We start from the raw sequence: 19,326 nt of genomic DNA, 5'->3' as shown, positions 1-19,326 counted from the left end.
GAGTTGCCGCACCGCCAGGAGCCGCGCCGATAGGTGGCGCGGCGCGGCGGAATGCATGCGGGTCGCGCGGCGCGGCGCGGCGGAATGCATGCGGGTCACGCGGCGCGGCGGAATGCATGCGGGTCACGCGGCGCGGCGGAATGCATGCGAGTCACGCGGCCACGGCGCGGCGGAATGCATGCGAGTCAGACGCCACGGCGCGGAGTGCTCCGGCAGCCCGCGCTCACGCAACACCCTCTCTCGGGCGTTCGCGCCGTTCGCGGCGATCTGCCAACCGGGTCGGGGACTTCGTTGCCGGGCGCCAGCCGCCACCCGGATCGAGCCAGCTTGGCGGGCGGATGTGCGGCACCCCGCGAACCATCTGAATGCCCCACCCCGACGTGTCGATCGATCGATGATGGAACCAGCAGAGCAGCACTCCGTTGTCGGGGTGCGTGGGCCCGCCGTCGACGTCGGGGATGACATGGTGGATTTCACACCACGATGCGGGCACGGAACACCCGGGGATGACGCATGCGCCGTCGCGCAGGGTGATCGCGCGTCGCTGGTGCGGGGTGAAGCAGCGATCTTGCGCGCCGAGCTCGATGATGCGGCCGTCGGCGTCGAACACGACAGTCTGGGTGCCGCCGGTGCAGATCATGTGGCGGGCGGCGCGCAGCGAGATGGGGATGTCGACGCCGTCGGCGTGGGCTCGACCGCGACCGGCGGCAAGGTCGGATGCCCGCACGCTCACGAGCACGGTCGGTGCCGCACCGCCGATGGTCGGGTGCTCGCCCGAGCGGGCGGCCGTGTCGATGACGGCGGCCAGTACGTCGTGCCGCTGCTGGTCGGAGGTGCGCTGCTCGCCGGTCTCGGCGAGACTCGCCCGCTCGTCGTCGGTCATGAAGCCGGTGCCTGATCGTGGCGACAGGTGCGCATCGAACAGCCGCGTGAGCTTGGCGGCGACCTCGGGCATGAGGTCGCCCGAGACCGGGATGAGCCCGGCGCGAGCGCGCCCGAGTCTGAACCCGCGGTGCCGCATCGCCCGCTCGTCGTCGGGCTCGCGCCCGTCTTGGTCGAGGAATGTCGACCACGCCTGCGCCTGCACGCGCAGCTCGTCGGCGGTGGCGCACACGGGCGCACCGTCGCCGCGCCCGGTGGCCTCGGCGACGAGCGCCTGCTCGGCGGTGGCGAGCGCGACCGGGTCGGCCACCGGCCGCGTGCGGTCGAGCTCGCGGATGATCGTGGATGCGGCGTCGGCGCCGAGGTCGCCTGCGGCGAGCGCCGACGCCACGAGCGGAAACTGCGCTGCGATCGGCTCGCCGGTGAATCCCGCACGAGCTCGCGTTGCCGTGCCGAGCGCGATGCGCCGGCGCGCCTCGAACGCCGACGCCTGGGTCACCCGTTCGATGAGTTCTGCCGCCGAGCGGCAGCCCTTGCGCGACGACAGCCGCTCGGCGCCGAGCTCGAGGCGCGAGCGCTCGGCGACCTCGCCCGCGAACGCCGCACGGTGCGCGTCGACGAGTCGACCGAGGCACTCGAGCGCGCCCATGTTCGTGAGCAGCTCATCGTCGGACCAGCCGGCCGCGTCGTCGAACCCGAGCACGTCGGCGAGCGTCGAGCGGAGCTGCTCGAGTGCGTCGCGGGTGCCGGTCATGGATCAATTGTCGCGCGACCCACTGACATTGGAACGCACCGAAAAGCGCAGATCAACCTGTGAATAGTTCACAGTTTCGGTGCCCTGTGGAGGACGAGTGCAGATCGGCCGCTCCGCACGCACCGGCGGAACCGCACGCACCAGCCGACCCGCAAACACCCGCCGATCCGCACACACCGGCCGACCCGCGAACACCCGCTCGCGCGCCCGACCCCTCCGCTACGCCGCCGCGGCCTCTCGCTCGGCCTTCGCGAGGTTCGCGACGAGTTCGTCGCGGGTCTGCGGCACGACATACGCCGGCTGGTCGCGCTCGACTCGCCAGCTCTCGGCGAGCGGGCCGACATTGACGGTGTCGAAGCCGATGCGGTCGTAGAAGTCGGTGACGAACTGGGCGGCATCGTCGTAGTCGCTCGCGGTCGCCAGCGCACGCCGCCCGGGCGACCCCGCGGGCGCGCCATCGGTTGTGATCTCGCCCGACCTGATGTGGTTGAAGCCCTTGGCCACGCGACTCGTGGGCAGGTGCTTCTGCAGCATTCCCGAGACCGTGTCGCGGCCCTCGTCGAGCGCGGGCACGTGACCGTCACGCTCCCAGTAGTAGTTGTTCGTGTCGATCACGATCTTGTCGGCGAGCGGCTCGACCGGCATCGATGCGTAGGCCTTGAAGGGCACGGTCACGATAGCGACATCGGCCGCGGTCGCGGCATCCGTCGCCGTTGCGGCACGCGCGTTCTCGCCGAGGTCGGCGACCAGGGCGGCGAGCGTCTCGGGACCGCGCGAGTTGGCGATGACCACGTCGTATCCCGCCGCGATGGCCGCGCGCGCGACCTGGCTGCCGATGTGTCCTGCTCCGATGATTCCGATTGTCGTCATGCTGAGGCGAACCACGGGTGGGTGCGCAATGTTCCCGAGGTGCGCAATGTTGCCGAGGTGCGCAGTGTCCCGATCTGCGCACGGTTCCCGATCTGCGGATGTCCCTGCCGAGCCGACGCACCGAACCCGGCCCCGACAGCAACCGGCACACATGTCGCGGCCAGGTCGCGCGCGTACCGTTCGGCCTGTGATACGGCGCCGTCGGCCGATGACGCCCGCTCGCCGAAAGGTCGCATCATGACCGCCCACCCCACCGCCGATCCGCCGTGGACCGTCGAGCGAATGCCCGACCTCACCGGCACGACGATCATCGTCACGGGAGCGAACAGCGGCATCGGGCTCGAGGCCGCGCGGTCGTTCGCCCTGCACGGTGCCCACGTCGTGCTCGCCGTGCGAGATGAGCACAGGGGTTCGGATGCCGCGGCCACGGTCGAGGGCTCCACCGAGGTGCGACACCTCGATCTCGCCGACCTCGCCTCGGTGCGCGCGTTCGCGGAGAACTGGCATGGCGACATCCGTGTGCTCGTCAACAATGCCGGCGTGCTCGTGCCGCCGTTCGGGCGCACGCGCGACGGATTCGAGTTGCAGTTCGGCACCAACCACCTCGGACATTTCGCACTGACCAACCTGCTTCTGCCCTACCTCACTGGCCGTGTCGTCACTGTCGCGAGCAGCGCCCATCGCACCGGCCACATCGACTTCGACGACCTCGATTGGTCGACACGCGCGTATCGGGCCGGCTCCGACGCCTATGCGCAGTCGAAGCTCGCCAACCTGCTCTTCACGCTCGAGCTGCAGCACCGGCTCGAGGAGGCCGATTCACGCGTGATCGCGACGGCAGCGCACCCGGGCATGGCGGCCACGAATCTCGGGTCGGGCACCGGCAACGCGATGCTCAAGCTGGTCGGCAAGATCGCCGTGCGGTGGGTCGCCCAGCCTGCGGTCGCCGGGGCTGCGCCGACGTTGTACGCGGCGACCGCGCCGATGCCCGGAGCCGGATACGCGGGCCCGAGCCGTCGCGGCGGCATGGCCGGTCCGCCCGTGCTCGTCGATCGTGCCGCCGCGGCCGAGGATCGGGCCACGGCCGCGCGCCTCTGGAGCGTCTCGGAGGAGCTGACGGGCGTCGCGTTCCCCTGGTAGCCGGTGCGCTCAGACGGTCGGTGTACGGCGGTAGCCGTCGCGGCCGAACTGCACCAGCGCCGACGTGACCGCCGTCGCTGCAAGCAGTCCGAGCAGGAGCATGGTCGCGAGCATTGCGCACCTCCTTTCGAGGCCGGGTGTGCGGCGGTGAACTCCCGCCGCACACCACACTCCTCGCAATAGCGCCCGCGCGAATCCGTGGAGCACACGGATTTTCGGGGGCCGCGGTACTGCGATCAGCGTTTCACCCAGTTTGTTCGAGCTCGTCGGGCGCAGTGCCGAGCCGACAGCGGATGCCGCTACCCCGGCCGAAACGGGTGCCATTCAGACCATCCGCGTGAACTACGCGACAGCAAGCACCACTTCTGCGGCCCGGATCAGCTCGTCGTGGGCGTACGCCCACGGCACGCGCTCCTGTTCGAGGCGGACGCCTCCGCCGGCACGAAGCCGGTCGAACACGTGCCGCTCGGTATCGGTCAGCAGATCGACTGAGCCCGTAGCCGGCCGCGTCTCGACGACCGCGAGATCACCGAATCGGTCGAGCGTCGCCTCGTCCATGAGCACGCTCGTGACGTTGGGCACCACGGTACGGATGGTGTGCAGCACCCGGAACCCGTCGGAATCGAGGTCGCCCCAGTAGATGACATTCGCCTCGCGGACCCACGGCACTTCGCCGAGTCTCGTCACGGCGTACCCCGATCCGTGGACGACCACCGCACTCGGCATGGGCGGCATGGCGAGCACGGTTTCGAGGTTCTCGAAGACGAATACGACCTGCGGAGCGATCGGCAACCTCGCAAGCTCGGCAACCGGCGCGGCGAGATCTTCGATGCCACCGGGCCGAACCGCCTCATCGAGGAACCGAACCCGTACCGTCGACTGAGATTCGGCGAGCCCGAGCGACGTGCCCCCGGTGACGGCGCCGTAGAACGACTCAACGGTGCGCCGGTGCCGCTCGAGCCACTTCGTATCGATACCGCGGATCGGCAATTGTCGCACCCGCCACCCCGACGAAGGATGCGCAACGAGCCACTCGACCACGTCGAGCAACGTCGCGAACTCGTGGTCGCGGTAGTCGATGAGTGCGCGCCACTCCGAACGCACCGCGGCCCCAAGTGCCGCGGAGCGACCGAGACCGTCGCCCACGCCAACACCGTCGCCCATGCCAACGCCCATGCCGGCGCGGGCGCCAACGCCCATGCCAGCGCCGCCGCCCACGCCCACGCCCACGCCGACGAATCGTGCATGCACGGCGGCGGCGCGGTCCGCGAGCCTGCGCCAGTCACGACGCTGGGTTACACCGCCGAATGCGGCGATCGCGTCGGGCCCCTGCACGACAAGCCGCTCGGGGACGACTTGCGCACCGACGCTCGGCCAGCGGCGTTCGGCCCAGGTCACGCGCAGTCCAGCCGGCTCGTCCGAACCGCCGCGCGCCTCAGCGGCACGCCATTCGCCCACCCACGCGACGGCCGCCGAGAGCCGTGCGAGTGCCTCGCGCTCGGTCGGCGGGCGCAGCACAAGTTCGAACGAGGCATCGGGTGTCTCGCCGCGCGCGAGTGCGGCGGCCCAGTCGCGCTGAGCGCGCTCGACGATGCGGGCCGCCCGAGACCGTGCTTCGGCGACCGACACCATCGACGCCGCCATCACGCCTCCACATCGAAGGCGAGGTTCGCGACCTGCGACAGCTTGCGGGTGGGATTGTCGATGGTCGTCACGGCGCCGACGTAGGGCTCGATCGTCTGCAGCAGCTTCTGCGGGGTGGCGAGCAGCATCTGGAAGCCGAACTCGACGAACACATCCATGGCCATGCGGGTGTATCTGCTGTCGGCTTTGTCGAACGCCTCGTCGAGAATGATCGTCGCGTACGACGGGAGCGCGTCTTCATCGGCGGTGAGCTGGTACCGCAGTGCCGCGGCGAGGCAGAACACGACGAGCTTCTGGCGCTGTCCGCCCGAGAGCCCCGCGCTCGACTCGTGCATGTTGACCACTCGGCCCGCCCGGTCGAGCTCTTTCGCGAGGAAGGTCACGTGCTCACGGGTGTCGAGACACCGGCGGCGCCAGGCGATGTCGGCGTTGTCGCTCGAGCCGAGCTTCGCCATGACCTTCTTCAGTACACCGAATCGACGTTCGGCCGAGTCGAGGTCTTCGTCGTCCCAGCTGCCCTGCGTGATCGTCTGCAGATCGGCGAGCAACTCGGTCACCTCGCTCGAACGCTGCACCCTGACCTCGATGCGCAGGAATCGGTCGTGGTCGAACGGCGAGGTACCGAGCGAGGCGTTGACCGGCGCGATTCGGTCGGTCACCTCTTTCGGCGCGTTGCGCAGGTCGGAGGCGAGCAATCCCATGTGGTCGCGCGAACGCTCACGGAGGAGCTTCATGAAGTTGCCCTCGTGTTCAGGCAGGCCGCGCGAGACGATGCCGCCGAGCAGTTCGCGGTATCCGCCGCGGTCGCCGATCTGCGCCGTGAGCTCGGCGGCGGCCACCTTCCAGTTCGATTTGAAGACGCTCGCGCCCTCGACGAATCGACCTTCGGCGGCGGCCTGGCGACGCCGCGCCGCATCGAGCTCGCGATGCAGGGTGTCACTCACGTGGCGGCCCGTCTTCTCTACCGAGTCGCGCGTGAGACTGCGCTGCTTCTCGCGGTACCGGCGCTCGAGCTCGGCGGCGTCGACCTCGTCGATGGAGGTGCCCGCAACCCGATCGGCCAGTTCGGCGATCTGCCGGTCGACGGCGGCCGCCCGCTCGGTCGCGATGCGCAGTTCGCCGCGTGCGTCGCCGAGCCCGGACTGCGCCTCACGCACCGCCTCGATCGCGGCCTCGCGTGCGGTGACCGCGTCGCGCAGTTCGTCGTTGCCGTCGGTCAGCTCGTCGAGCCGACGCCGGCGATCGGCCACGCGCGATTCGGCGGCGCCGCGGTCGATCTCAGTCCAGTCGAGCTGCGTGATCGTCTCGAAGACAGTGCGACGACGAGTGAGCTCCGAAGCGTGGCGGGCGGCGGCTTGCAGCTTCGCGTCGGTTGTCTCGAGCTCGCGAACGACCGCCCGCCGGCGCTCGATGAGCAGTTCGATCTTGGCGTCGTTGTCGGCGCCGAGGATCCACCGTCGCCGGTCGTCGATGCGGTAGCGGTCATTCTTCTCGTACCGTCGAGCGGACTTCTTGATCTGCCCGCTGAGCGTGACACCGCGATCGACCCCGTCGAGTTCGTCGGCGCTCTCTACGCAGGCGAGGTCGAACTCACTCGAGAGCCGCGCCTGCAGCCATTCGGCGAACGGGCCGTCGACGACGCGGATTCGGTGCAGCAGCGAACGCGCGTCGGTCGCCTTGCGCACGGGCGGCGCGAGCGCAGGAACCGCCTCGAACACGAGCCGGGCACCGAGGTGGCGGCGGTCGACACGACGGCGCACCTCGGTGAGCAGGTCGTCGCGAACGAGCATGGCGATGGCGATGGGGTAGAGCACACGCTCGATCGCGCCCGTCCACTCGGCGTACTCGGGCAGCACCTCGATGAGCTCACCCACGAAGGGCAGCGCCGGCTCGGCGATGCCGAGTTCGTCGGCGAGCTGCTGCCGAGCCAGAAGCAGCTCGGACGGCAGGTTGCTCTTGCGGCGCCTGAGCGCGTCGAGTTCGGCGTCGATCTTGCCGAGCTCGTGTTTCGCGCCGAAATAGGCCCGGTGGTCGTCGTTGTCGTGCTGCGCCTGTGGCGCATCGGCAGCGAGTTCCCGTACGGCGGTTTCGCGCAGCTCGGCGAACTCGGCGGCGTCGGAGGGGGCGTGGTCGATGTCGACCGAGCGCAGCGTCTCGCTGAGTCGCTGCCACCGCTTGGTCGTCTCGTCGGCGTTCTGCCGCGCGAGCTTGAGCAGCTCGTGCTCGCGCTCGGCATCGCCGCCGCCGAGCTCGAAGGCAAGGCGGTCGGCGTCGGAGCGACGCTCCTCGGCCGATTCGACGGCGGCTTCGGCGCGCTGCATGCGATCGCGCAGGCGTGCCTCGTCGGCGCGCAGCAGCGCCCGTTCTTCGTCGGCGAGCCGGAGTGTCAACCGGTCGTGGAACGGATCGAGCAGGGCACTCAAGCGCTCGGTCTCGGCCGCGGCAGCGGTCGCCGTCTCGTACTCGGCGATCGCCGCTTCGAGGGCGCGAAGCTCGTCGGCCTGCTTGCGCAACTCGACGATGTGGGCGTGCGCACGGTCGAGCTCCCCGAACTGTTCGACCGCGCTCTTGGCTCGCGTGAACGTCTTCGGCTCGTCGAGCATGAACGTGCGGAACAGTTGGTCGAGACTGCCGAGGTTCTTCGCCGACTGCGTCTTGTGCAGCAGCTGCAGGGCATTCTGGTGCTCGATGCCGAAGATGCGCCGGAACTTCGCATAGAACGCGCCGTGCGACCAATTGGTGGTGACGGATGCCTCGGGGCGGGCCGCCTTCAACCGCCTGGCCTCGATGCCCCCGGCGACGTACTCGCGCAGCTGGGCGAGCCCGAGATCGCCGCGGTCGATGAGGCAGAGGTCGCGCAGGTCGGATTTGTCGGCCGAGGCCCCGCGCAAGTGGAACAGCCGCACGAGCGTGACCGGCGCTTCGCGGAGGTTCTCGTAACGCAGGAGCACTCCGCTCCAGGTGGCGCCCCGCCGCAGGTACGCCGAGACGGCCCGGTCGTAGGTCTCGTCGGCTTCGTTGCTCCAGGCGCCGCGCACGTAGCTCACGAGACTGCGGTCGTCGCTGCGGCTTGCGGCGTCTTGGGCCGCGGCGTTGAAGCGCAACCACTTGTCGGGGGTGAGCACGCACGCGATGGCGTCGAGCAGCGACGACTTGCCCGAGCCGGAGGCGCCCGTGAACAGGTGCCCCTTGCGCGCGACGTCGATGCGATGGTGACCGTCGAAGGTGCCCCAGTTGACGAGTTCGATGCGAGCGAGCCGCCACTGGCCTTCGGCGGTCTCGGGGGGCGTCGCCGCGCGGTCGATCGGGAACTCGAGGAGCGTCACGCGCTCGCCTCCTCATCGTCGTACGGTCGTTCGTGGTCGGCCGGTTCGTCAACACCGCCGCCCGGGGCATCCGTGACGTCGCCCGGGGCATTGGCACCGTCATCGGACGCACCGCCCGCGATGCGGCGGTATTCGCGTTCGATCTGCCGCACATGGTCGGCGTCGACGATGAGCCGCAGCACCGGTGAGATCTCGGCGCGTTCGCCGTCGTCGGCGGCGCCGGCCTGGTGGATGACGCGGAGCTTGTTCTTCATGTTCATCCACGACGAGTTCATGCGCGATGTGAAGAGCTTCTCGTCGTGGTCGGCGGGGCGGAACGCTGCGAGCTGCTCGAACACCTCGTCGCGCCCGACGATGACGCGCCCCTCGCCCTCGCGCGACAGCAGGATTTGGCGCAGCACGAGCAGCATCGCCGTGTCGAGGAAGCTGAGCGACTCGGTGCGCACCGTGCGCGGCACCGCGAGTTCGCCCGCGTCGACGTTGCGAACGAACGCGACCTCGCCGACCCGGTCGAGCACGAGCTCGAGGAAGAGCTCGTTGAGCCGGGTTCGGATTGCGCGCTCGTCGGCGAGGAGCGCCGACCACAGGCCCGGGCTCGCCCGGCCCGAGAGGTACGGGCCCCTGATGAGGTCGAGCAGAGCACGCCGCGACTCCAGCCCGAGCGTGCCACTGTCTCCCTTCCAGAGGCCGGCATGCATGGATGCCTCATCGCCACCGCCGACCGTCGACGCGCCCGCCGCCTCGCCGTCGCCCGGCACGCCTGCGTCAGTGGACTCGTTCACAACACCCTCCCGGTGAATCGATGCACGGGCACGGTCGCGCTGCGCGCGACACCGTCGACCCCGTGCCAGCGCACCCGCTCGACCGCGTCGGCGACGACACCCTGCACCGCGGCGAGCGCGATGAGCCCGACGACGCTTGCGACGCCCTGCGTGGCGGGGTGCACCGCGAGCACCTTGGCAACGGTGCACTCGCCGGCGCGATCGAGCACGTCGTTGACGTGGGCGCGAAGCTCGTCGAAGTCGATCTCGGTCTCGCGGGCGAGGCGCCGCAGTGCCTCGAGATTCGCGACGGCCGCCTCGTGCTCGACGACGGGTGCGGTGGCATCGAGCTCGGCGGGGTCGTGCAGACGCACCTGCCCAACCGAGACCATGGGCACGCTCGAGAGTGCGAGCGAGAGCTGGGTCTGCCGATACGGTTTCACTTCGGCGGACGCCGGAATACCGGCGGCGAGGGCCTCGCGAATGGCCGACTTCAGCACGCGATCGCGTTCGAAGTCGTGCGACTGCACGTAGCGGCGGAGCCCCCGCGCGAACGAGGTGATCACCTCGTGGATCTCTGCGCTGCGGTCTTTGAGCGTGGTCACGTAGCGGCGCAGGAATCGGCGTTGCGAGGCGCTGAGGGTGTCGGCGAACTCGCGCTCGAGCACCTGCGACACGTGATCGTCGAAATCGGCGCCGACCTCTGCGTCGAGCACCAGCGCTGAGAAGCCCGCGAAACTTCGCCCCTCGTCGGACTCGCCGATGAGGTCGACCCCGCGGAAGATCTCATCGAGCACCGAGCGGTGCGACGCGTCGGACTCGAGAATGCCGGTGCGCAGCGACCGATTGAGCGCCTCGAATTCGGCGCGCACCCTCGCGAAGTCGGCGGGGATCTCTTCGGCCTGGGCGAGGATGTCACGCGCCCGCTCGAGCGCGCGGGCAGGCTCGAGCGGGTCGACCTCGCCGGCTGCGACCCGCTCGATCTGCTGCTCGATGCGGTCACGCTCGGCATGCAGCTGTGCGAGGCGGCGCGTGGTGTCGGGATCGGTGTCGACGGCGAGCCGAGCGAGCTGGGCGGCGATGCTCGACAGGCGCGACTCGGTCGCGGTCTGCCGGGGCTCGACGAGCTGGTCGAGATAGCGGATGCCGCGCAGCGCCCCCTGCGAGAGTTCGTAGGTCTCGCCTCGGGCGCCCTCGGCCGCGCGCCGCACGAGAAAGCCAGCTTCACGCCACTCGGCGCAATAGCCCTGGGCGTTGCGCGCCAGTTCGAAGCCTGCTTCGCGCAAGCGATCGAGGTCGTGGTCGAGCACCTCGAAGAGCTCATCGGCCGGCATTCGGATCTGCTCGCCGGCGAGGTGCGCCGAGAGCAGCGCCGCGATGACCGGCGCGTTGTCGGCCCGCAGAAGCCGCCAGCTCGAGTCGTCGTCGAGCAGGCGCGAGAGGGCGAGGCTCGTCGTGGTGACCGACATCGCTACCCTCCCCTCGGCCGTGCAACATCTCGGTGATGGCGCTCGGGCTGATGCAGACCATGGTAAGTGGGGGCGGCGACATGCTCGAACGCGCGAACTCACGAGCGCATTGCGCAACCTGGCCGAGCGACTGAGTCACACGACGGAGAACGACATCGCCAGCGCCACCGGGAGCCCGCGCACCCGCACCGGTAGCGAAGGGAGCAGCTCAGGCGGCGCTTACCGGATCAGCTTCGCTCGCGGATGCTTCTGCCAAGCGGCATCGGCCGTCAACGCGACGGTCTCCAGGCGCTCGGCGAGCGCCAGACAGAGGCGATCGGCGAGCGAGAACTCGGAAGCCTCGGCCCAGAGTTCGGCCGCACGTTCGGCATCATCGAGCCCGACCGGCTCGACCGTGAGCGGGTAGCTGAGCAGCAGCCCTCGCGCCAGCTACCAATCAGCGCCGGCGCGGCGTACCTTCTGCGCCACCTCCGACCAATTGGCGGCGCTGCACGTGCCGCCTTCGTGCAGGCGCTCGCGCACGAATGAAGCACCGGGCTCGCCGCGGAGATATGCCAGCAGCGCTGACGCGTCGAACACCGTCACGAGGCTTGATCGGCGAGCGCGGCGGCGCGGCGCTCGTCGAGGAGCTCCTTGACGACGTCGACTCCTTCGAGTTGCGCGCGGATGATGTGTTCGGCCTCGTCGCGCGATGTGAGCACGACACCCGTCGGCGCTTCGATCGCGATGAGCGTCGTGCCCTCGGCCCAGTTGCGGCGGGCGCGAATCGCCGTCGGCAGTACAACCCGACCCTTGTTTCCCACCGTCACCGAGAAGGTGCCACGCATGTACAGAGGGTACCACCGCGGTTCGAGAAAGGTGAACGACATGGATGCATCGTGCCGCGAGATGTCTCGCACGCGTGGCCGACCGGCCGAAAATGTGCAGCGTTCGCGGTTCGGCTCTGCTGTGGAGGAGCGTCGCAGGACAAGGCATGCCAGACATCTCTCTCGACGTCGTGAGAATCGCGCGCGTTCAGGGCGGTCGGATGTCACAAGTCGGCCGTCATCGCCGTCGTATGCAGTGAAGACGATTGGAGCAGCACATGCGCAGAATCGTGCAACCCCCGCGACCGTCGATCACCGACCGGCTCGCCGGCCGGGCAGCGAACACCACGGTCTTCGGCCGACGCGTCGCCGACCTCATCGCCGAGCTTCGCCGGCGCCGGGTGCCGAGCCATTGGACGAACCTGTTCAGCGTGGTGACGCTCGCCTGCATCATCGTGCTCAGCGTCTCCGGCGTGCTGCTGATGTTCTGGTACACGCCGTCGAGCGACCTGACGACCTACACCGGCGGGTATGTTCCGCTGCACGGCGCCGAGGTCTCGAAGGCGTTCGCGTCGACCATGCACATCACGTTCGAGGTGCCGGGCGGCCTGCTCGTCAGGCAGATGCACCACTGGGCCGGGCTGCTGCTGCCGGCGTCGATCATCATGCAGCTCCTGACGACGTTCTTCACCGGCGCGTTCCGGCGGCCACGCCGAGCCATGTGGGTGCTGCTGTTCCTGATCTTCGTCGTCGCCCTCGCGGGCGGCTGGAGCGGCTACGCCCTGCCCGACGACATGCTCTCGGGCACCGGGCTGCGCATCACCGAGGGCATCGCGCTCGGCATCCCGATCGTCGGCACCTGGGTCAGCTTCCTGCTGTTCGGCGGCGAGTTCCCCGGGCAGGTCATCGAGAACCTGTACCCGCTGCACGTCGCGGTCGTGCCGGCGCTGCTCATCGTGCTCGTCGTCGTACGCGCGCTCGCGGCGTGGCGTCACGGCCCGCCGCAGTTCCCTGGCCTCGCACGCACCGAGCGCAACATCGTCGGCGTGCCGGTGCTGCCGACCGCGGCGGCGCGCGCGGGCGGGCTGATGCTGATCGTGATCGGGATGCTGCTGCTCGTCTCTGCGCTGGTCACCGTGAACCCCATCTGGCTCTACGGCCCCGCCTCACCCGGCGACGCGGGCGCCGGCAGCCAACCCGACTGGTACACGGGCTTCCTCGACGGGGCGCTGCGCCTCGTGCCGGCCGGCTGGGAGTTCGTGTGGCTCGACCGCACCTGGACGCTCGCCATCCTCGTGCCCCTCGCCGTCGTCGGCGTCTACCTGTTGCTCGTGCTCGTCTACCCGTTCGTCGAGGAGTGGATCAGCGGCGACCACCGCGACCACCACCTGCTCGACCGCCCGCGCAACGCCACGACCCGCACCGGCATCGGCGTCGCCGCCATCGTCTTCTACGGCACCCTCTGGATCGCCGCGAGCGCCGACCTCATCTCGACGCACTTCTCGGTGACCTTCGAGGGCGTGATCACCCTGCTGCAGGTGGTGTTGCTGCTCGGCCCGGCCACCGCGTTCTTCATCACGAAACGCGTGTGCCTTGCCCTGCAGCGCAAAGACCACGAAATGCTCGTGCACGGCTTCGAGACCGGTCGAATCGTGCGCCTACCCGGAGGCGAGTGCATCGAGGTGCACCAGCCGGTCAGCGAGGTCGAGCGGTGGCGCATCACCCGCGGCTGATTCCGAGCGGATGACCCGGCCGCAGCATCCGGCGATCGGGGCCGGCTATGTCGGCGCGCCCGGCGGCAGCATCACGCGATGCCGGCCCTCAAGCGCTCGGCGACCACGGCCGCCTCGGTGCGCGAGGCCACGCCGAGCTTGCGCAGGATCGCCGAGACGTGCACGCTCGCCGTCTTCGTCGAGATGAAGAGGCGCTCGCCGATCTGCCCGTTCGAGAGCCCCTCGGCGATGAGGTCGAGCACCTGCGCCTCGCGCTCGGTGAGGCCGACACTTGTGGCCCGCCCCGGGGCATCCGCCCGCTCACCTGCCCGCTCACCCGCCGGCGCCAGGCCCGCCTGCTCGGCGAACTCGCGCGCGAGCCGGGCGAACAGCATGACTCCCGATGCCTCGCCCGCACGTACCGCTCGCCCGGCGGTTTCGGCGGCCGCGGCGCGGTCGCCGGCCGCGAGCTCGGCCTGTGCCTGGCGCAGCAACGCATAGGGCAGTACATAGACCGGGATCGTCGGGTGGTCGACCGCCGTGACCGCCGCCTCCCACGAAGAGGCATCGTCGCCGACGCCGCTTGGGCCCGACACCTCGGCGTCGAACACGGCGCGCCAGCGCGGCACGGTGTCCCAGTGGGGCAGTTCGTCGAACGCGGCACGAACGCTCGAGACGATCGCCGCGGCATCCACTGCCGATGGCTCGCCGTCGCGCGAGCGACGGGCGGCCAGCACCGCGCCCGTGAGGGTGAGTATCGGCATGCCCGGCCCCGGGAGGCTCACGAGCTCCGACGGCGGAACGGCGGTCACCGCCGCCCACGCCGTGTCGAGATCGCCGCGAATGAGCGGCAGCCACCCACGGAAGAGCGCCTGGTAGACGCGATCCTGCGCGTCGGTCTCGGCGAATCGATCGAGCAGTTCCCGGTTACGGGCGATCTCGGCCTCTGCGCCGGCGGCATCGTCTCGCCACACGAGGGCCTGGATGCGCATCTCCACGCTGAAGGCCTCGACCAGGGGTGACAGGCCGAGCGCACGCCCGTGCCGCAGGATCTCATCGGCCCGCTCGAAGTCGCCGCGCTCATACAGCGCCTGGGCGGCGTTGATCGCGACCACCGTGCCCCACATGCGTTCGCGACCCGAGGTGCGACTCGCCTCGACGGCATCATCCACGATGCGCACGACGTCGTCGTAGCGCCCGAGTTGCAGGTAGGTGTCGCTGACGGCCGATGCCCAGCGATAGCGGTCGGTCGAATCGCCCCAGTCGGTCTGCCGCCCCGTCTCGAACAGGCGAAACCCCTCGTCGACCTCGCCCGAGAGCACCAGCATCCGACCGAGCAGGGCTCCGGCCGACGCCCGGGTCGTTCCACCGGTGATCTGCTCGGCCAACTTCACCGCGCGCCGTGTATACGAGAACGCTTGCACCAGGTCAGCTTCATACCCGAACCCCGCTCCGACCCAGATGGCGATGCGGGCGCGCTGCTCGATCTCTTCGGGGTGCCACTCGTCGAGCAGTGCGAGCGCCTCGAGCAGCACCTCACGGCTGCCGAGCATTCCTAGCTCGGTCATGATGCGACCCTTGAGGGTCAACGCGCGGGCATAGAGCACGACCTCCGTGCGATCGCACGCCGCGAGCGCGTCATTGCATCGTTGCAGCGCGCGTTCGACCTCTGCGCTGTTCCAGTGGGCGTCGGCGACCTCGAGCAGCAGCGTTGCCCGGTCACGCCCGGCGCGTGCGGCGGCATCCGGAACTTGGTCCCAGAGTGTCAGGCACTGCTCGCCGAACTCCGCGATGGCCACCGTCGCGAGGTTCTGGCGGGCCTCTTCCATCGCGGCCGCCGAGGCGCTGAGCGCGCGCGGCGCGTCACGAGCCGCGATCCAATGCGACGCGACATCCGCCGCCGACGCCGTTGGGCTCGCTTCGAGCACCTCCGCGTAGCGAGTGTGCACGCGAACCGACTCGCGCGGAAGCAGGTCGCCTCGCAGTGCCTCGCGCACGAGCGCGTGCCGGAATGCGTAGCCTTCGGATGTCGCGGTCACCATGAATGCCGCGAGCGCGGCGCGCAGATCGTCATCGAGTTGCGCGGCCGGCACGTCGTGCACGTCGGCGAGCACGTCGTCGGACACCACCGCGCCGCCCGCCGCGAGCACGCGCAGCAGCTCTCGGGTGCTGGGCTCGAGGGTGTCGTAACGCGTGAGCAGCACGCCGCGAAGCGACGTCGGCAGCTCGTCTTCGCCGAGCAGGATGAGCTCTTCGACGAGGAAGGGAACCCCGCCGCTGCGTTCGAACACACGGTCGACCGTGTGCGCCAGCGGGTCGGTGCCGAGGATCGCGATCATCTGCTCGGCGACCTGGTCGCGGTCGAGCCGGCGGATCTCGATGCTCGTCACCGCGCGCGACCGCTCGATCTCGGCCAGCACCGGGCGAAGCGGGTGACGCTCGTCGACGTCGTCGGTGCGCACGGTGAGCACCACGAGCACCCGGCCGGTGCGCAGCACTCGCGGCAGGGCCTTGAGCAGCGCGAGCGTCGCGGCATCGGCCCAGTGCACGTCTTCGAGCACGATCGCGAGCGGATGTTCGACCGCGATGGCGGCGATGGTCGTGCCGATCGCGTCGATGAGCTCGTCGGTGCCGCTCTCGGCGATCGGGCGCGCCTCGACGCCGAGTTCGGGCAGGATCGCGGCGAGCGCCGAGACGCCGTACCCCGCGGCATCCGCCACTTTCTCAGGGCCGAGTGCCGCGACCAATCCGCGCAGCACCCTGCGCACCGAGGCGAACGGTGCCCCGACCGAGCCGATGTCGACGCACTGCCCGGTGAGCACGAGCACGTCGTCGGGCACCGCGGCGAGGAACTCGTCGAGCAGGCGGCTCTTGCCGATGCCGGCTTCGCCCGAGATCACGATGCCGTGCGGCGATCCGCCGAGGCTGCCGTCGAGCGCGGCCCGCATGTCGTCGAGGTCGGCAGCCCGGCCGATCATGGTGGGGCTCGAGACGGGCGACCTCATCGCTCCATGCTGCCACGGGGATGCCGCGGCCGATGCGGCCCGTTCGGGTGTCACCGGGAGGCGTGCGCGGCGCGGGAGGCGTGCGTGGTGTGCGCGGTGTGCAGGTGCAGCCGGTCGGCGAGGCGGTGCAGCAGGGTGGGGCGCACGTCACCCTGTTCGGCGCTGCGCTCGAGCGCGATGCGGCGCTGCTCGTTGATGCGCGCCGCGAGCTCGGCGTCGTTGGTCTGCAGCGTGTGGGCGGTGTAGCCGGTTGCGAGGTCCATGGTTCCGATCCCTTCGGATGCTTCGGCGCCGGTGTTCCGACCGCCTGAGATCAGACTCCTCGCTGAGGTAGCGGGCCCATATCGGGTAGGTGCCGTATCTTCGCGGGGCTCGTGCCGACTGGGATCGACTGAGGTACCTCAGGTCGATGCGGTCGCTACTGCGATGCCCATACGCCGAGCTCGTTGCCGCTCGGGTCGAAAATACGCCCGTCGGCTCAGTGGCGAAGCTCGTTCAGCGTGGTGCGCAAGCGCGGGAACGCGACCGCGACGGTCAGCCACAAGGCCTCGTGGTCGATGCGGTCGTAGTGATGAACCACGAAGTCGCGATTGCGTGCGGCCTGCGACCAGATCTGATCATCGAAGCGCTCTGGCTGCGCGGCGGTGAGCCGCTTCGCCAATTCGCCCACCCGGCTCGAGAGCGCCTCGAATGCGAGCGGCAACGCGGGATCGCTGCGGTATTCGTCTTGTCCACGAGCGACCAACGATTCGGCACGGACCAGGGTCGCGTCGAGGTCATCGATCCACCGATCGATGCGATCGTGGCGGTCGTCACTCATATCGAACGGGCCTCAGCGAGGATGCCGGCATCGCGCGCCGGGTCGAGCGCACGGCGTGAGATCACATCTACCGGCCGGTCGAACAACGCCTCGAGGTCGATCTCGAACTGGGCGAGGTCGAAGAGTGTCGCATCTTCGGCAGGCTCGACGAGGAGGTCGATATCGCTCGCGCTCGACTCCTCCCGCCGAGCAACTGAGCCGAACACCTTCACCTCGGAGATGTGATTCGCCCGCGCAAGGCGCAGCACGAGTTTTCGTCGACGCACAAGATCATCGAAGACCTGGCCAGCGGGCGCATCGGCGTGCTCGGAGCGCTCGAACTGCGCGATTGGCATCAGTACCGCCTCGGGTCGACGATGCGAGCCGAGCACGACTGGCTTGGCGTGATCGGGGTCAGCCCGGAACGCACGCAGGATCTCGGAGAGGCGTGCGCGCGCGTCGGCGACGGTCGTCACGTGCTGCTCGGAGCGTTCCATAGGGGCAGTCTATCCGAAACTGTACATATTTATGGCTCTCCTGACGTACCTGTGGGTTAGTTCCGGCCGGGGAGGGCGGGGCGGTGGCCGCCGAGGCTGAGCATGGCCATGGCGATGAGGGCCTCGGCGGACTTGAAGCCGAATGCCATCCGAGTGATCAGTCGGATCTTGGTGTTGGTGGACTCGATCAGCCCGTTGGACAGGTTGTGTTCGATCGCGGCGAGGATCCGGTGGCGGTGTTTCACGACGCTCTTCTGCAGCTTGACGAACGCCGGGATCCGGCAACGGCGGGCCCAGCTGATCCACCGGTCCAGGGCTTCGCTTGCCTGGTGGTAGGGCAGGCGGAACACCACCCGGAGGCCTTCCTTGAGCAGGTAGGCGCGGTACAGCTTGGGGTCAGTGGTGGCGATCCAGGCGAGCTTGGTCTGCTGCTTCTCGGTGAGGTTCTCGGGGTTCTTCCACAGCGAGTAGCGGGCGCCGCCCAGCCCTTTGGCCAGTTCACTTCCAGGCCGGGGCGGCGCGTCGGCTGGGGGCCGGCCGCGGCCGCGTTTGGGCTCTCTCCTGGCCTGTTTGCGAGCATCGTTCCACGCTCCGCGGCGAACCTCGTCGAGCGCGTCGGTGGCCCATTTGACGATGTGGAACGGGTCGGCCACCCGCACCGCGGCCGGACACCGCGCAGCGACGATGGTGTCGATGAAGTCGGCGCCATCGGCGGACACGTGGGTAATCAGCGTGCAGCGCTGCTCGCCGAGGAGGTCGAAGAACTCGTTGACTGTGGCGCTGGTGCGTCCTGGCGCGGCCCACACCAGCCGACGGGCGTCGTGGTCGACGACGACCATGAGGTACTTGTGGCCCTTCTTGTAACTGATCTCATCGATCCCAATGCGCCGCAGCCCGGCAAACCGATCGTGGGCGACCTCGACGTCGGCCCAGACCCTGGCGATGATCGACCCGACGGTGCGCCACGCGATCCGCATCAACTCGGTCACCGTGGACTTCGATGCCTGGGTCGCCAACCATGCGACCTGGTCGTCGAAGGCGTAGGTGTGGCCCGCGTCGTGACGGGCCCACGGCACCGCCGCGACCACCACCCCGTGGACGCGACACCGCACCCGTGGCATATCGGCCTCGAGCAGCGCCTGGATGGTGCCCAGATCCAGGGCTCGCCAACGTCTGCGGCCCGGCCCGGCGTCGTACCCCGGACTGCGACGACGACATACCCCGCACCGGCCGCGCTGCCGCTTGACGGGCCGCACATGCGCGACCACCACCTCGGCTTCCTCGTCGAACTCGACCCGCTCGAGCACCGTCTTCTCGAGCCCGAGCAGACCCCGCCATAAGCTGACATCACGCACGCCGTTCTCCTGACCACTGGTTCCTGTTCCTTGACAGTTCAGAAACCTATGCAGGGAACGGCGTGCGGCCGTTACGGCGCGCTCAACGCACCCACAGATGTGTCAGGAGAGCCATATTTATGTACATTTTTACCGCCTCGTGAGCACTCACTCGCGGTGAGGTGAAGGCGGTCCTCAGATCCGCCCCCCTGCTGCCATGCCGTCTCCTTGGCACCGGGCACTTCGGCACTTCGGCACTTCGGCACTTCGGCACTTCGGCACTTCGGCACTTCGGCACTTCGGCACTTCGGCACTTCGGCTTTTCGG

Annotated in this window: 15 protein-coding genes; 2 read left to right on the top strand and 13 right to left on the bottom strand. The window is 69.4% G+C overall.

Annotated features, from left to right (window positions below):
• Positions 1–223 precede the first annotated feature (223 nt).
• Both ABD164_RS12720 and ABD164_RS12715 read right to left on the bottom strand, forming a co-directional pair.
• On the bottom strand, positions 224–1,636 hold the full coding sequence (locus ABD164_RS12720; RefSeq protein ID WP_344296663.1) for an HNH endonuclease signature motif containing protein: 1,413 nt from the start codon (positions 1,634–1,636) through the stop codon (positions 224–226).
• 219 nt (positions 1,637–1,855) lie between these two features.
• Entirely contained in the window at positions 1,856–2,521 is a 666-nt protein-coding gene (locus ABD164_RS12715) for an NADPH-dependent F420 reductase (protein ID WP_425545946.1), read from the bottom strand.
• A gap of 222 nt (positions 2,522–2,743) precedes the next feature.
• Between ABD164_RS12715 and ABD164_RS12710 the strand changes: the two genes are divergently transcribed.
• Positions 2,744–3,646 carry an oxidoreductase gene (locus ABD164_RS12710; protein WP_344296661.1) on the top strand — a complete coding sequence of 301 codons (903 nt, stop codon included), beginning with the start codon at positions 2,744–2,746 and terminating at the stop codon, positions 3,644–3,646.
• Positions 3,647–3,988: 342 nt separating this feature from the next.
• Here the strand turns inward: ABD164_RS12710 and ABD164_RS12705 are convergent, their stop codons facing one another.
• The 6 genes from ABD164_RS12705 to ABD164_RS12680 all read right to left on the bottom strand — a co-directional run bounded on the left by ABD164_RS12705 (position 3,989) and on the right by ABD164_RS12680 (position 11,673).
• Entirely contained in the window at positions 3,989–5,290 is a 1,302-nt protein-coding gene (locus ABD164_RS12705; protein WP_344296660.1) for a Wadjet anti-phage system protein JetD domain-containing protein, read from the bottom strand.
• Positions 5,290–8,616: an ATP-binding protein gene (locus ABD164_RS12700; protein ID WP_344296659.1), complete on the bottom strand. Its 3,327-nt coding sequence runs from the start codon at positions 8,614–8,616 to the stop codon at positions 5,290–5,292. Before ABD164_RS12700 ends, ABD164_RS12705 begins: the two co-directional genes overlap by 1 nt.
• Positions 8,613–9,398 (bottom strand): DUF4194 domain-containing protein, encoded by a 786-nt coding sequence (locus tag ABD164_RS12695; protein ID WP_344296657.1) that lies wholly within the window; start codon positions 9,396–9,398, stop codon positions 8,613–8,615. Before ABD164_RS12695 ends, ABD164_RS12700 begins: the two co-directional genes overlap by 4 nt.
• Positions 9,395–10,846, bottom strand: coding sequence for a DUF3375 domain-containing protein (locus ABD164_RS12690; protein WP_344296655.1), 1,452 nt, complete (start codon positions 10,844–10,846; stop codon positions 9,395–9,397). The genes ABD164_RS12695 and ABD164_RS12690 overlap by 4 nt, the downstream gene beginning before the upstream one ends.
• A gap of 219 nt (positions 10,847–11,065) precedes the next feature.
• Positions 11,066–11,260, bottom strand: a complete 195-nt coding sequence (locus ABD164_RS18040) for a PIN domain-containing protein (RefSeq protein WP_425545949.1) — start codon at positions 11,258–11,260, stop codon at positions 11,066–11,068.
• Positions 11,261–11,427: 167 nt separating this feature from the next.
• Positions 11,428–11,673 carry an AbrB/MazE/SpoVT family DNA-binding domain-containing protein gene (locus ABD164_RS12680; protein ID WP_344296651.1) on the bottom strand — a complete coding sequence of 82 codons (246 nt, stop codon included), beginning with the start codon at positions 11,671–11,673 and terminating at the stop codon, positions 11,428–11,430.
• A 257-nt stretch (positions 11,674–11,930) separates the two neighbouring features.
• Between ABD164_RS12680 and qcrB the strand changes: the two genes are divergently transcribed.
• On the top strand, positions 11,931–13,385 hold the full coding sequence (gene qcrB / locus ABD164_RS12675) for a cytochrome bc1 complex cytochrome b subunit (protein WP_344296649.1): 1,455 nt from the start codon (positions 11,931–11,933) through the stop codon (positions 13,383–13,385).
• A gap of 71 nt (positions 13,386–13,456) precedes the next feature.
• Here the strand turns inward: qcrB and ABD164_RS12670 are convergent, their stop codons facing one another.
• The 5 genes from ABD164_RS12670 to ABD164_RS12650 all read right to left on the bottom strand — a co-directional run bounded on the left by ABD164_RS12670 (position 13,457) and on the right by ABD164_RS12650 (position 19,020).
• Positions 13,457–16,369, bottom strand: a complete 2,913-nt coding sequence (locus tag ABD164_RS12670) for an ATP-binding protein (RefSeq protein ID WP_344296647.1) — start codon at positions 16,367–16,369, stop codon at positions 13,457–13,459.
• Between the two features lie 50 nt (positions 16,370–16,419).
• Entirely contained in the window at positions 16,420–16,632 is a 213-nt protein-coding gene (locus ABD164_RS12665; RefSeq protein ID WP_344296645.1) for a hypothetical protein, read from the bottom strand.
• A gap of 215 nt (positions 16,633–16,847) precedes the next feature.
• A complete protein-coding gene (locus ABD164_RS12660; protein WP_344296643.1) occupies positions 16,848–17,189 on the bottom strand; it encodes a HepT-like ribonuclease domain-containing protein in 342 nt (113 codons plus the stop codon).
• Positions 17,186–17,665 (bottom strand): nucleotidyltransferase domain-containing protein, encoded by a 480-nt coding sequence (locus ABD164_RS12655; RefSeq protein ID WP_344296641.1) that lies wholly within the window; start codon positions 17,663–17,665, stop codon positions 17,186–17,188. The genes ABD164_RS12660 and ABD164_RS12655 overlap by 4 nt, the downstream gene beginning before the upstream one ends.
• 56 nt (positions 17,666–17,721) lie before the next feature.
• Complete coding sequence (locus ABD164_RS12650) at positions 17,722–19,020, bottom strand: ISL3 family transposase (RefSeq protein ID WP_344296639.1); 1,299 nt, start codon at positions 19,018–19,020, stop codon at positions 17,722–17,724.
• Positions 19,021–19,326: the final 306 nt, after the last annotated feature.

It is taken from the genome of Agromyces neolithicus (genome assembly GCF_039529735.1).
Lineage (GTDB): Bacteria > Actinomycetota > Actinomycetes > Actinomycetales > Microbacteriaceae > Agromyces > Agromyces neolithicus.
Note: the sequence above shows the minus strand (reverse complement) of the source record. Positions and strands in the feature narration are given on the sequence as shown.

Coding starts and splice junctions, on each gene's coding strand:
- ABD164_RS12720 (WP_344296663.1), bottom strand. CDS start 1,636: ATGACCGGCACCCGCGACGCACTCGAGCAGCTCCGCTCGACGCTCGCC.
- ABD164_RS12710 (WP_344296661.1), top strand. CDS start 2,744: ATGACCGCCCACCCCACCGCCGATCCGCCGTGGACCGTCGAGCGAATG.
- ABD164_RS12705 (WP_344296660.1), bottom strand. CDS start 5,290: ATGGCGGCGTCGATGGTGTCGGTCGCCGAAGCACGGTCTCGGGCGGCC.
- ABD164_RS12690 (WP_344296655.1), bottom strand. CDS start 10,846: ATGTCGGTCACCACGACGAGCCTCGCCCTCTCGCGCCTGCTCGACGAC.
- ABD164_RS12680 (WP_344296651.1), bottom strand. CDS start 11,673: ATGCGTGGCACCTTCTCGGTGACGGTGGGAAACAAGGGTCGGGTTGTA.
- qcrB (WP_344296649.1), top strand. CDS start 11,931: ATGCGCAGAATCGTGCAACCCCCGCGACCGTCGATCACCGACCGGCTC.
- ABD164_RS12670 (WP_344296647.1), bottom strand. CDS start 16,369: ATGAGGTCGCCCGTCTCGAGCCCCACCATGATCGGCCGGGCTGCCGAC.
- ABD164_RS12665 (WP_344296645.1), bottom strand. CDS start 16,632: ATGGACCTCGCAACCGGCTACACCGCCCACACGCTGCAGACCAACGAC.
- ABD164_RS12660 (WP_344296643.1), bottom strand. CDS start 17,189: ATGAGTGACGACCGCCACGATCGCATCGATCGGTGGATCGATGACCTC.
- ABD164_RS12655 (WP_344296641.1), bottom strand. CDS start 17,665: ATGGAACGCTCCGAGCAGCACGTGACGACCGTCGCCGACGCGCGCGCA.